This window comes from Streptomyces sp. Z423-1 (genome assembly GCF_013009255.1).
Lineage (GTDB): Bacteria > Actinomycetota > Actinomycetes > Streptomycetales > Streptomycetaceae > Streptomyces > Streptomyces gossypiisoli.
On sequence record NZ_CP053109.1, the window covers coordinates 3,587,749 to 3,600,618 of the forward strand.

Sequence of the window (12,870 nt, forward strand, 5' to 3'; positions counted from 1 at the left end):
GCGTCGTACTCGAACCTGGTGGTGCTCTGCTCGGCGTCGGTGACGCTGTCCTTCAGGCCGTACGCGTTGTAGTGGAACGTGGTGCTGCGGGCCGCGTCGCCGCCGGTGGTGTCCTCGGTCGTCTCGGACAGCAGGTTGCCGTCCTCGTCGTAGCCGCGGGTGATCTTCTGGTGCCGGTGATCTCGTTCTTCACGCCCGCACCGGTCTCGGTCACCACGTGCGAGGCCTTGTCGTAGCCGTACGTGGTGGTCACGCCGTTGGGGAACGTATCGGAGACCTGTTTCTCGGAGGTCTTGCGGCCCAGTCCGTCGTACGTGTACGCGGTGACGAGTCCGGAAGGCGAGGTGATCTCGGCCAGGTCACCGTTCGCGAAGTAGCGATACGACGTCTTCGAGCCGCCCGGCGTGGTCTGGGTCAGCACGAGCCCCGCCGGAACCGTGCCGCCGCCCACCGCGGCCTCGGTGCCTGCCGTGTACGTGGTCGAGGCGGTGCTGCCGTCCGCGCGGACCGTACTCGTGGGCAGGCCCAGGGAGTTGTACGTGTACTCGGTGCGGTAGCGGTCGTCCTTGTGGTCCCTCGACCGCTGGTCGCGATAGGTCAGCGGCTTGTCGTTGCGCGGGTCCAGCGGATCGGTCGCGTTGACGTAGTACGAGGAGAAGCTCGTCCAGCACGAGTCGGCATCCCGGCAGGCCGTGGTCGACACCACGTTCCCGCGCGCGTCATGACCGGTGACCGTGGCATGCCCATTCGGGTCAGTGACCGTGTGCAGGTTGCCGTCGGTGTCGTAGGCGTACGAGGTGACCGCGCCGGTCGCGTCCTTCCTCGACACCACCCGTTGGCCGCGCAGCGCGTCGTAGCCGGCGGTGCTGTTGCGCCCGGCGGGGTCCGTGACCGTCACGGTGGCGGTCAGGCCCGAGCCTGCCGCCTCGGCCTGCGCCCGGTAGTGGGCGGAGACCTGGTCGGCGGTCAGCGCCCCGCGGTACAGGGCGACCTCGTCGACCTGACCGTTGAGGTAGTAGGTGCCGGAGGACAGGCCGTTCCAGCCGGCACTGGTGTAGCCGCCGCCGATGTAGGCGTACGGGCGGGCCTGGTCGACGATGGCACCGACGAGGGAGCCGACCTTGACGCCGTCCAGGTAGAGGGTCTGAGTGGTGCCGGAGCCGGAGAGCACGACGTGGTGCCAGGCACCGTCGGTGACCGTCTGGGCGGAGACGATGGGGGTCGCAGTGGAGCCGGAGCGGAAGAACTCACCGCGCAGTTTGCCGGAACCGTCGATGTTCAGTACCGGCCGCCACGAGGTCGGGGTCTGTCCGATGGGTTTGTCCTGGAAGCCCAGGAGTACGGCGGACGGTGAGGTGGTACGGAACCACATCTCGGCGGACAGATCGGTGGCACCGGCGAGGATCGAGCCGGGCACCTGGACGTGACCGCCGTAGGCGACCCCTAGGGCCCGGTCGTCACCGAGCCCGAACACGCCGGGCTTGTACAGCGCGGAATTGGTCACGACCGTGTTGTCCGGGTGGAAGGTCGCGTTCATGCCGGTACCGCCGACCTCACTGCGCAGGACCGTGCCGGCCCCCTCGCCGAGCCGCCAGTACGCGGCGGGTGCGTCCGCGACGGCCACGCCCTGGTACTGGTCACCCGTGCCCCGGACCAAGGCGGTACGGGCCTGGACGTGACGGTCCGCCACATCGACCGGGAAGCGCAGGTACACCCACCTCTCTTCACCGGTGGCGTTCGTGACCTTCCAGAAGGTCGCCAACGGCTTGTCGTAGAACGCCACCTCGTCGATCTGTCCGGTGAAGTTGCGATAGCCGTCGGCCTCTCCGTCCCAGCCGGGTGAGGAAAAACCTCCGCCGACGAATACGTGCGAGTGGCGGTTCGCTTCGACGCCGGTGTTCGTGCTGCCCTGGTACTGGCCGTCGATGAAGAGCGCCTGGATGCCCTCATTGCCGGTGAGGAGCACGTGGTGCCACTTGTTGTCCGTGACGGTCTCAATGGAAAAGATGCTCGCCGCCGCGTTCGAGAATCTGCCCCGTAGTTTGCCGTCCGAGTCGATCAGCAGCATGGGACGTCCGTGCGCAACCTCACCGAACTCGGCATCGTGGTTGGTGACCAGCACGCCGGACCCGGACGTCTTGAACCACAGTTCCACCGACATGGACGTGCCGGTGCCGAGTGACTCGACGGGCACTTCCACCGCGCCTTCGCCTGTGAAGCTCGCCGCCGTGTCGTCGCCGTCGGCGAAGATGCCCGCGCTGCCCAGCCGTACGGTGTCCAGGTAGCTGCCGGTCAGCGCTTCGCCGAGCGGGCTCACGGCCTGGGCGCCGCCACGCTCACCCAGGCGCCAGTAGCCGGTCGGGCCGCTGCGCTGGATCGTTTCCGCATAGGACGAGGACGCGGTCGAGTAGGAGGGTGCCGACACCTTCCAGGTGCCGCCGTTGTTGTCGTTGTGCTCGGTGAGGCGACCGCTGACCGGGTCGTAGGAGGCCGTGGCATGCACCCGGCCGGAGGGCAGGCTCACCTTCGTCATCTGACCGATCGCCGTGCGCGCAGCGTAGTGCTCGGCGACAGTTGCGGCGTCCAGCGGGTGGTTGTAGACGGCCACTTCATCCATCTGACCCTTGAAGCGGTACACGTCCGCAGGCAGGCCTATCCAACCGGGGCTGCTGTAGCCCGCGCCGAGGTAGGCGTATTCGCGGGCCTGCTCGGCGAGGGCACCGCTCAGCGAACCGACCTTCGCGCCGTCGAGATAAAGAGTTTGGGTGGTGGCACCCGCCGACAGGACCGCGTGGTGCCATTTGCCGTCCGTCACGGCCTGCGGCGACACGATCGGCGTCGCCCCGGAAACACCGGCCAGATAGAACTGGCCGCGCAACCTGCCGTCGCCATCAATGTTCAGCGTGGTCCGCCATGAAGTCGGCTTATCACCCAACTCGGCGTCCTGGAAGGCTACGAGGACACCGGACGGCGTACTCGTCTTGAACCACAACTCGACGGCCGGGAAGGCAGCACCTTTCAGCGTGTCCGTGGGCAGTTCGATCACAGAGTCCGTGCCGTCGAAGCTGACCGATGTGTCCGTGGTCCCCGCGACGGCGGAGTCCGTGCCAAGCTGCACGTCCCGGTAGACGGCCTCATTCAGGCCGGTGTTCGAGACGGACTCGCTGGCCGCCGCGGAGCCCTCTCGCTCACCAAGGCGCCAGTACGAAGTGGGCGCCGCATCCAGGACGCCGCTGCGGTAGACCGAGCCGCCTCCGTACTCGTAGACCGTGCACTTGGTCGTCGACGACGGCGGGCACACCTTGGTCAGTCGTCCCCCGGTGTAGAAGTACGACCAGGTCAGCCCGGGCGCGGACGCGTCGACTGCGCTCGTGGTCACCGTCTCGACGCGCCCGTTGGCCCAGCCGAAGGTCAGTGAGCGGCCCGACAGGTCGTCGGTGACCTTCTTCACCGGACCGCCGTCTTCTGACTCGTGTGTGACGGACTGGGTCCGACCGGCCACGTCCCTGATCCGGGCGAGAACACCGCTGGGCATGAACTGGTACGTCGTGCCGGAGCGCTCCCGGAGAGTCCAGCCCTCCCCCGCCTCTTTGATGAGCGTGAGAGAACCACCCGTCGGCCCCGTGTACGTCCCGTCGGTGTTACGCCCGAACCGCACCTGTGATCCATCCGCGAGCGTCACCAAGACCGTCGATGTGTCCGGCTCCTCACGCACCTGCATGTCCCAGCGCGTCGACCAGCCACCACCGAATACGCCGCCGCGCCGCGGGTCGAGGGAGTTGTAGGTACGAGTGACCGACAACTCGGGGCCGACCGTGGCGATCGCCGCGTCCGTCGCGGCAGTGACACAGTTGCCCGCCCGGGTGCCGATCTCCTTGCCGCCGTCTGCACCGCCCAGGTGGCTGGTGACCGTCGGCTGGGGCACCTGCGTGGTCAGCAGTGCGGGCCCCGGGCGGGTTGAGGTGGCGGAGCCGTCATAGACGTACGCGTACCAGGTGTACGACTTGCCCCAGGAAAGCCAGCCGGACGGCACCGCCCACTGCTGCGCGCTGCCGCGTGTGCTCGACTTGCAGTTCTTGCGCAGGTTGTTGCCCTCGACCTCGCAGATCTCAAAGGTGTACTGCAGCGCCGACTTCGGGTAGCGATCCGCGTCCATGCCCTTGGCCCACAGCGTCGGCGTGAGCGTGTCGACGGTGACGCCACTGGCCGGCGACTCCGCCGTCAACTGGGGCGGTATGTTCACCGAGGCGATCTTCACGGCCGGGCCCGGTACACCTGCGGCCGTGAAGCGGCTGACACCGAGGTCGTTCATGGTCCACTGCACCGTGTACGTGGCGGGCGGGAGTGGCGCGATCCGCGCGTTCAGCGTCACACTCTCGCCCGGCGAGACCGCCTCCGGCATCTCCGTCCAGCGGATCTTCGCGCTTTCGGTGATCTCCTTACCGGAGGAGTCGAACAGGTTGTAGCGCAGGTTGTAGTTACCGCCCGCAGGCCAGGTCTCTTGCCCCTGGTTGGTCACGGTGACCTTCTGCACGCCTTCACTTGTGGCCGTCACCGGGGCGGTGAAGTCACCGAGCTTGTAGGTGGCTCCGTACTTGGTCCAGGTGACGTCCAGGCTGGGCTTGCCGTTCGGGTAGTCGTCCGAACCAAATTGCTTCCAGCCCTTGGAGTCACTGGTCGAGGCCTTGACTGCCAGTCCGTAGTTTTTCTTCCGGCCATGCGTCCAGTCGTCGACCAAATCCCGGCCCGCCGAGCCGAGCTTGATGGTCTCCCAGGCCGGGCCGCACGACCAACTGCTGGCGCCCGATGGCCGCCAGCCGTGCGCGAAGGGCTTCGATGCCAGCGACGCACCGGTCGACGGTCCCGGCCACTTCGACGTGGTGGTCTCCGACCAGTTCGACGTGATGGCGTGCACCGTCACCGGCCGGGCGGTGCATGAGTACGACCAGGAGTTGTACAGGGAGAGGTTGGCGCCGATCACCCATGCGTTCTTCAGCGTGGTCTCCAGGCCGGCGAAGCGCAGGAACGCCGACGCCTTGTGGCTGCCACCGTCGTACGTGCCGACCTTGAGCACCGTGTCGGAAGCGAAGTTCGTGTTGTACGGGTATTCGACGTACGTGCCCGACGTGGCGTCGACCGACTTCACGGACGGGTCGACACGGACCGGGAAGACGCGCTCAGGCGCGGTGATCCAGGCCTTGTCGAGCGTCACGACCAGGACCTGACGGCCTTCTTCCTCCACCAGGCTGTAGGTGACTCCGGAAGAGATCGCCCCCTCGTTGGAGTCCGGGGCGAAGTTCGAGTCCTGCATCCACCCGGCGGGTGTCCACGCACGGACCACTCCCTCGGCGTCGCTGAACACCACGCCGCCGTGCTCGTCGATGCGTGCCGTGAGTCCCTCCAGCAGCAGCGGGAAGCGCCACTCGGTGGGGGCGTCCGCGCCCTTGAGGACCAAGGTCTCCTTGACCGACTCGCTGCCCGCGATGAACTCCACGTCGGAGTCGGTCCGCACATCCTCGTACGTCACCGTGCTGCCGTCGGCCCGCCCGGCGGCGGAGCTGGCGCCGTCGACGCCGTACGCGACCGCGAGTCCCTCCCCGACCTCCATCCGCACCACCGGGTCGGCGTCGGCGGCCCCGGCGAACTCGATCGGAGCTTCGGTGGAGCTGGTCTCCCAGCCCTCTCCCTCCGCGCTCATGGTGCTGGGACCCGAGTTCTCCCGAGGCACGAGTGAAGCTTCCCCTTGATCGTGGACACCTGGAGACTGGGACCTGAGGTTCCAGAGGAAGTAGCACCAGGTGGGAAGCAAGTACACGAAGCGGTACACCGAGGAGTTCAAGCGGGACGCGATCGCGCTCGTCGACTCCTCGGGCAAGACGGTCACTGCGGTGGCCCGGGAACTCGGCATCAGCTCGGAGTCCCTGCGTGGCTGGTACCGCCGGGCCAAGGCGGACCGGGGCGAGGGCGAGCCCGGTGAGCTGACCAGCGCCGAGCGCGAGGAACTCAAGCGGCTGCGCAAGGAGGTCCGCGAACAACAGCAGACGATCGAGATCCTGAAAAAGCGACCGCCTTCTTCGTGAAGGAGAACGACCGGTGAGCGAGCTGTACCGGTTCATCCACACGGAGAAGGCGAACTACCCGGTCGTTCTGCTGTGCCGGGTGCTGAAGGTCGCCCGCTCGTCGTACTACGCGTGGTGTGATGGCGAGGCGGCCCGCCGCGCCCGGGAGGCCGCGAACGACGCGCTCGGGCATGAGATCACGGTGCTGCACATCGCCTCCCGCCATACCTACGGTGTCCCGCGCATTCACGCTGAACTGCGACGCCTGGGGCAGCGGGTGAACCGCAAGCGTGTCGCCCGCGTGATGCGCGAGCGCGACATACGCGGCGTCACACGGCGCAAGCGCCGCTCGCTGACCCGGCCGGATGCGAAGGCGAAGCCGGCCCCGGACCTGATCGGCCGTGACTTCCACGCCGAGCGTCCCGGGATCAAGCTGGTCGGCGACATCACCTACCTGCCCACCGCCGAGGGCTGGCTCTAACTCGCCTGCTGGCTGGACCTGGCCACCCGCGAGGTCGTCGGCTATGCCATGGCCGATCACCACCGAGCCGACCTCGTCGTCGACGCCCTGGACATGGCACATGGCCGGGGAACCTGGAGCCGGGATGTGTGATCCACAGCGATCGCGGCAGCGAGTATACCTCGTCCCAATTCCGTTACCGGATAGAGGAGTTGGGACTCCGGCAGAGTTGCGGGCGGACTGGGTCATGTTTCGACAATGCCGCCGCGGAGAGCTTCTGGGCCCTCCTGAAGGAGGAGATCGGCACCCGGACCTGGCCCGACCGGGCGACCGCCCGCGCCGAGGTCTTCACCTTCATCGAGACCTTCTACAACCGCCGCCGTCTGCGCAAGCACAAAATCTTCGGCTACCTCACCCCGGCCGAGACCAGGCAACGACACCAGCACGCCCTTGCGGCGTAACGATCACGTGTCCGAGATCACGGGGAAACTTCACGAGCGTGCTGTCGATGGCCTGCCAGCCACCGTCTTCGGCGCGGAAGTTGACCGGCTCGGTGTAGAACCGCGTCGTGTACGTGCCGTCCGGGTTCCGGTACGTCCGCTGCCGCTGGCTCCGCTCGCTCTTCACCTCCTGGCTGCGCTTGGAGTCGAAGCCCTGAGGCGTGGAGGTGTCCGGCGCGTCGGTCCGACGGACCGGACCGGGCTCGGGCAGCCGGGAGGTGCTGGGCAACCGGGTGACACCGGGCTTCCGGTCGGCGGGCAACTCTCCCCGCCCGGGCAGCGGTTCGGTGTTGCCGCCCTTCGCGGCCGCGTCCGTGACCTCTCCGGACGCGCTGTTGCTACGCCCGGCGGCGGAACCCCACCGCTGGTCGGGTGCGTCCGCCGTGGAGCCCGTGGCCGGCCTGCCAAGCGGCAGGGCAGCCTGCTCGGTACCAGTCAGCACGGCCAGCACGAAGGCGACAGCAACGACAAATGAACGTGCCGGACGCACGGAACCCCCCACCGCATGAACCAAGAGTGGAGGCAGTTCTAAGCAACTTCACATGGAGTCCACAAGGAGTCCATGTGGTGAAGTGATAATGACCACAGCTCATTTACCAGTAAAACGCTGCCATTGCCACCGCCCTACGCCGCAGCCCTCTCACTCCACGGTGACCGACTTCGCCAAATTCCGAGGCTGATCCACCTCATTCCCCCGCGCCGTAGCCAACTCGCACGCGAACACCTGCAACGGCACCGTCGCCACCAGCGGCTGCAACAGCGTCGGCGTCGCCGGGATCCGTACGAGATGGTCCGCGTACGGCACCACCGCCTCGTCCCCCTCCTCCGCGATCACGATCGTCCGCGCGCCCCGGGCCCGGATCTCCTGGATGTTGGACACGATCTTGTCGTGGATCACGGACCGCCCGCGCGGCGAGGGCACGACGACCACCACCGGCAGATCCTCCTCGATCAGCGCGATCGGCCCGTGCTTGAGCTCCCCCGCCGCGAAGCCCTCGGCGTGCATGTAGGCGAGTTCCTTCAGCTTGAGCGCGCCCTCCAGAGCCACCGGGTAACCCACATGCCGCCCCAGGAAGAGCACCGTCCTCTTGTCGGCGAGCGTGCGCGCCAGCTCCCGTACCGGCTCCATCGTCTCCAGGACCCGTTCCACCGCACCGGAGATGTGCGACAGATCCCGGATCACGTCCTGGATCTCGTCCCCCCACTTGGTGCCCCGCACCTGGCCCAGATACAGCGCCACCAAGTAACACGCCACCAGTTGCGTCAGGAACGCCTTCGTGGACGCCACCGCGACCTCCGGCCCGGCGTGCGTGTACAGCACCGCGTCCGACTCGCGCGGGATCGTCGAGCCGTTGGTGTTGCAGATCGCCAGCACCCTGGAGCCCTGCTCGCGGGCGTGCCGCAGCGCCATCAGGGTGTCCATGGTCTCGCCGGACTGGGAGATGGCGATGACCAGCGTCTGCGGGTCCAGGATCGGGTCCCGGTACCGGAACTCGCTCGCCAGCTCCACCTCGCACGGGATACGCGTCCAGTGCTCGATGGCGTACTTCGCGATCAGCCCCGCGTGGAAGGCCGTACCGCACGCGACGATGACGACCTTGTCGACCTCCCGCAACGCTCCCGCGGGGATCCGCACCTCGTCCAGCGTCAGCGAGCCGGACGCGTCGATGCGCCCCAGCAACGTATCGGCGACCGCCTTGGGCTGCTCGGCGATCTCCTTGAGCATGAAGTAGTCATAACCCCCCTTTTCCGCGGCCGACGCGTCCCAGTCGATGTGGTACGAACGCACCTCGGCCGGACGGCCGTCGAAGCCGGTCACCGTCACGCCGTCCCGGCGCAGCTCCACCACCTGGTCCTGACCCAGCTCGATCGCCGACCGCGTGTGGGCGATGAACGCGGCGACGTCCGAGGCGAGAAAGGCCTCGCCCTCTCCAACGCCCACCACGAGCGGCGAGTTCCGCCGCGCCCCCACGACCACATCCGGCTCGTCCGCATGCACCGCGACCAGCGTGAACGCGCCCTCCAGCCGCCGGCACACCAGCCGCATCGCCTCCGCGAGATCCGCGCACGACGAGAACTCCTCGGCCAGCAGATGAGCGACGACCTCGGTGTCGGTCTCGGACGCCAGGTCGTGGCCCCGCTCCGCCAGCTCGGCGCGCAGGCACGCGAAGTTCTCGATGATCCCGTTGTGGACGACGGCGACTCGCCCGGCGTTGTCCAGATGCGGATGGGCGTTCGCATCCGTGGGACCGCCGTGCGTGGCCCACCGCGTGTGCCCGATCCCCGTCGAACCGGTCGGCAGCGGCCGCTCCCCCAGCTCCTTCTCCAGGTTGACCAGCTTCCCGGCCCGCTTCGCCGCCGCCAGCCCACCGTCCGCGAGCACGGCGACGCCGGCCGAGTCGTACCCCCGGTACTCCAGCCGCTTCAGCCCGGCCGTCACGACCTCGAGCGCCGACTGCGACCCCACGTATCCCACGATTCCGCACATGAGCGGCAGCCTACGGTCCGACAGCCACCCGAAATGGCTTCCGCGTGCCCGAAATCGGAAATTCCCACGAGGGTACGAACGTATCGGCGGGGACTTCCACTGCCGCTGACCGGCACACCCGCGTGACGCATCCCACCCCACCGCCCGTTCAGACTCCCGTAACAATGGACTGTGATCTCTCCGGTCTCCCCGACGCGGAGCGCCCACCGGCCCCGGCCGGAGGCGACTCCCTACGTCGACCTCACCCGCGCCGAGTGGAGCGCGCTGCGCGACAAGACCCCGTTGCCGCTGACGGCGGAGGAAGTCGAGAAGCTGCGCGGCCTCGGCGATGTCATCGACCTCGACGAGGTGCGGGACATCTACCTCCCGCTCTCCCGGCTGCTCAATCTCTACGTCGCCGCCACCGACGGCCTCAGAGGCGCGCTCAACACGTTCCTCGGCGAACAGGGCTCCCAGTCCGGCACCCCCTTCGTCATAGGCGTCGCCGGCTCGGTCGCGGTCGGCAAGTCCACCGTGGCCCGCCTCCTGCAGGCCCTGCTCTCCCGCTGGCCCGAGCACCCGCGCGTCGAGCTGGTCACCACCGACGGCTTCCTGCTGCCCACCAAGGAACTGGAAGCCCGCGGCCTGATGTCGCGGAAAGGTTTCCCCGAGTCCTACGACCGCCGCGCCCTCACCCGTTTCGTCGCCGACATCAAGGCGGGCAAGGACGAGGTCACCGCCCCCGTCTACTCCCACCTCATCTACGACATCGTCCCCGGCGAGCGGCTCGTCGTACGCCGCCCCGACATCCTGATCGTCGAGGGCCTGAACGTCCTCCAGCCCGCCCTCCCCGGCAAGGACGGCCGCACCCGGGTCGGCCTCGCCGACTACTTCGACTTCAGCGTGTACGTCGACGCGAGCGCCGAGGACATCGAGAGCTGGTACCTCAGCCGCTTCAAGAAGCTCCGCCAGACGGCCTTCCAGAAGCCGGACTCCTACTTCCGCAAGTACACCCAGGTCTCCGAGGGAGAAGCCCTCGACTACGCCCGGACTCTCTGGCGCACCATCAACAAACCCAACCTCGTCGAGAACATCGCCCCCACCCGGAGCCGCGCCACCCTGGTTGTCCGCAAGGGGCCCGACCACAAGGTCCAGCGCCTCCGCCTGCGCAAGCTGTGACGCGGGGCGGGGCGCCGCCCGCAACCCGGCCGGGGACGTGGTGACCTGTGACGTGGCCCGCGAGGCGGGCGACGAACTGCTCAGCGGACTCCAGGAACTGGGCATCGAGGACTGCGGCTCGATCGCCGTCGAGAAGCTCGACCTGTCGCTGTCCAAGCGCGCCGAGAAAGCCGAGAAGGAGGCTCCCGGCGAAGCCGCGAGCCGAGAAGGAGGCTCCGGGCGAAGCCGCGGACGCGGTGCTGTGGGAACACCTGACCGACGCGACGCACGAGGAGTCGACCCTGTCGATCACGTACCTCGCGTTCATCACGCCGGCCACGATGATCGCGGCCTGCGGTGTCGTCCTCGACAACGCGATCCTGATCGTGGGCGCGATGGCGGTGGCGTTGCACGAGGGCGGTGCATGTCGGCCTGTTCACCGAGGACCAGTTGGAGGGCGCCCGGCCACAGACCGGGTCCCTGGTCAAACGGTGGGCTTCATCGAGCAACTTCTGCTCAACCTGCTCGGCATCCTCCTGGCCGGCACCCTCACCCTCCTGACCCAGAAGTGGCTCTGGTCCACCCGACGACGCCGCCGAAGCAACGCCGGTCGAAGGGGCGCGGGGAACTGCGCGAGCAACCACACACAACGGTCGGTCCGCGGCGAACAGAAACCCCCGCCCCCACCGGGAACGAAGCACTACCCAAGCGCCGACTTCACCGCATCAGCCAACCGCCCCGCCACGGACCGAGCCTGATCGATATCCGCAGCCTCAACCATCACCCGCACCAACGGCTCGGTCCCCGAAGGCCGCAGCAGCACCCGCCCCGTAGCCCCCAGTTCCTGTTCCGCCTCAGCGACGGCAACGGCAAGCTCGGCCGAGCTCCCGACCCGGGACTTGTCCACGTCCGGCACATTGATCAGCACCTGCGGCAGCCGCTCCATCACACCGGCCAGCTCCCGCAGCGACCGCCCGCTCTCCGCGACCCGCGCCGCCAGCATCAGCCCCGTGAGCGTGCCGTCCCCGGTCGTCGCGTGGTCGAGGACGATCACGTGCCCGGACTGCTCGCCGCCGAGCGCGTAGCCGTGCTCCTTCATCTCCTCCAGCACGTACCGGTCCCCGACCGCCGTCTGGACCAGCTGGATCCCTTCGCGCTCCATGGCCAGCTTGAAGCCCAGATTCGACATCACGGTCGCGACAACGGTGCCGGAGCGCAGTACGGAACGCTCCCGCATCGCCAGCGCGAGCACGGCCAGAATCTGGTCGCCGTCGACCTCCTCACCGGTGTGGTCCACGGCGAGGCACCGGTCCGCGTCACCGTCGTGCGCGATACCGAAGTCGGCCCCGTGCTCGACCACCGCGGCCTTCAGCTGCTGCAGGTGCGTCGACCCGCACCCGTCGTTGATGTTCAGCCCGTCCGGCTCGGCCCCGATCGTGACGACCTCGGCCCCGGCCCGCGCGAACGCCTCCGGCGACACCCGCGACGCGGCCCCGTGCGCCTCGTCGAGGACGATCTTCAGCCCGTCGAGCCGGTTCGGCAGAACGCCCAGCAGATGCGCGACGTACTGGTCGAAGCCCTCCTCGTAGTCCCGCACCCGCCCGACGCCGGCCCCGGTCGGCCGCTCCCAGGGCTCACCGCGCCGGTGCTCCTCGTAGACGGACTCGATCCGGTTCTCGATCTCGTCCGGCAGCTTGTGCCCGCCGCGCGCGAAGAACTTGATGCCGTTGTCCGGCATGGCGTTGTGGCTGGCGGAGAGCATGACGCCGAGGTCGGCCCCCAGCGCGCCGGTCAGATACGCCACCGCCGGCGTCGGCAGCACACCGACCCGCAGGACGTCCACGCCCGCGCTGGCGAGGCCGGCGACCACCGCGGCCTCCAGGAACTCCCCGGACGCGCGCGGGTCCCGCCCGACCACCGCCGTCGGCCGGTGGCCCGCGAAGGTGCCCGCCTCGGCCAGCACGTGGGCCGCCGCGACGGACAGACCGAGCGCCATCTCGGCCGTCAGATCCGCGTTGGCGACACCGCGCACGCCGTCCGTGCCGAAGAGTCGTCCCACTTGTCCTCCTGAGGAAACGTCAGTTCGGGTAGCCCTGCGGGTGCGGCCCACGCATGCGGCTCCCGGGTCCCAGGCATACGATGCCTGACCATCCGATCACACAAAACTTTGAGCGTCTTGTGCCGTTATACGCCTGTGTCTGTGATAAACGAACGCCCCGGCGGCAC

Annotated in this window: 8 protein-coding genes and 2 pseudogenes; 5 read left to right on the forward strand and 5 right to left on the reverse strand. The window is 68.3% G+C overall.

The annotated features are described in order from the left end of the window. Window positions 1–2: 2 nt before the first annotated feature. Window positions 3–56, reverse strand: a pseudogene (locus tag HJD23_RS45000) (hypothetical protein); the annotation flags it as partial. Continuing rightward, a complete protein-coding gene (locus tag HJD23_RS45005; RefSeq protein ID WP_346770309.1) occupies window positions 53–5,698 on the reverse strand; it encodes a LamG-like jellyroll fold domain-containing protein in 5,646 nt (1,881 codons plus the stop codon). The pseudogene HJD23_RS45000 and the gene HJD23_RS45005, both read right to left, overlap by 4 nt. A gap of 100 nt (window positions 5,699–5,798) precedes the next feature. On the opposite strand from HJD23_RS45005, the gene HJD23_RS16015 reads away from it, so the two are divergent. The 3 genes from HJD23_RS16015 (at window position 5,799) to HJD23_RS16025 (ending at window position 6,980) form a co-directional block, all read left to right on the forward strand. Then, window positions 5,799–6,080 (forward strand): transposase, encoded by a 282-nt coding sequence (locus tag HJD23_RS16015; RefSeq protein WP_171133957.1) that lies wholly within the window; start codon window positions 5,799–5,801, stop codon window positions 6,078–6,080. Window positions 6,081–6,093: 13 nt separating this feature from the next. Then, window positions 6,094–6,540 carry an IS3 family transposase gene (locus HJD23_RS16020; protein WP_171134034.1) on the forward strand — a complete coding sequence of 149 codons (447 nt, stop codon included), beginning with the start codon at window positions 6,094–6,096 and terminating at the stop codon, window positions 6,538–6,540. A gap of 128 nt (window positions 6,541–6,668) precedes the next feature. Then, on the forward strand, window positions 6,669–6,980 hold the full coding sequence (locus tag HJD23_RS16025; protein WP_171133994.1) for an integrase core domain-containing protein: 312 nt from the start codon (window positions 6,669–6,671) through the stop codon (window positions 6,978–6,980). On the opposite strand, the gene HJD23_RS16030 is transcribed toward HJD23_RS16025, so the two are convergent. After that, window positions 6,931–7,461 (reverse strand): hypothetical protein, encoded by a 531-nt coding sequence (locus HJD23_RS16030; RefSeq protein ID WP_171134035.1) that lies wholly within the window; start codon window positions 7,459–7,461, stop codon window positions 6,931–6,933. The two genes, HJD23_RS16025 and HJD23_RS16030, sit on opposite strands and share 50 nt — an antisense overlap. 198 nt (window positions 7,462–7,659) lie before the next feature. Then, window positions 7,660–9,507 carry a glutamine--fructose-6-phosphate transaminase (isomerizing) gene (gene glmS, locus HJD23_RS16035; protein ID WP_171114358.1) on the reverse strand — a complete coding sequence of 616 codons (1,848 nt, stop codon included), beginning with the start codon at window positions 9,505–9,507 and terminating at the stop codon, window positions 7,660–7,662. Between the two features lie 171 nt (window positions 9,508–9,678). Between glmS and coaA the strand changes: the two genes are divergently transcribed. Both coaA and HJD23_RS43825 read left to right on the forward strand, forming a co-directional pair. Beyond that, window positions 9,679–10,665 (forward strand): type I pantothenate kinase, encoded by a 987-nt coding sequence (coaA, locus tag HJD23_RS16040; RefSeq protein ID WP_171114357.1) that lies wholly within the window; start codon window positions 9,679–9,681, stop codon window positions 10,663–10,665. A gap of 10 nt (window positions 10,666–10,675) precedes the next feature. Next, window positions 10,676–11,246: pseudogene (locus HJD23_RS43825) on the forward strand (hypothetical protein); the annotation flags it as partial. A gap of 98 nt (window positions 11,247–11,344) precedes the next feature. On the opposite strand, the gene glmM reads toward HJD23_RS43825, so the two are convergent. Continuing rightward, a complete protein-coding gene (glmM, locus tag HJD23_RS16045) occupies window positions 11,345–12,703 on the reverse strand; it encodes a phosphoglucosamine mutase (RefSeq protein WP_171114356.1) in 1,359 nt (452 codons plus the stop codon). Window positions 12,704–12,870 lie beyond the last annotated feature (167 nt).

What these genes read in the sequence shown, in the direction of transcription:
- HJD23_RS45005 (WP_346770309.1), bottom strand. Translation starts at nt 5,698, where the DNA reads ATGAGCGCGGAGGGAGAGGGCTGGGAGACCAGCTCCACCGAAGCTCCG.
- glmS (WP_171114358.1), bottom strand. Translation starts at nt 9,507, where the DNA reads ATGTGCGGAATCGTGGGATACGTGGGGTCGCAGTCGGCGCTCGAGGTC.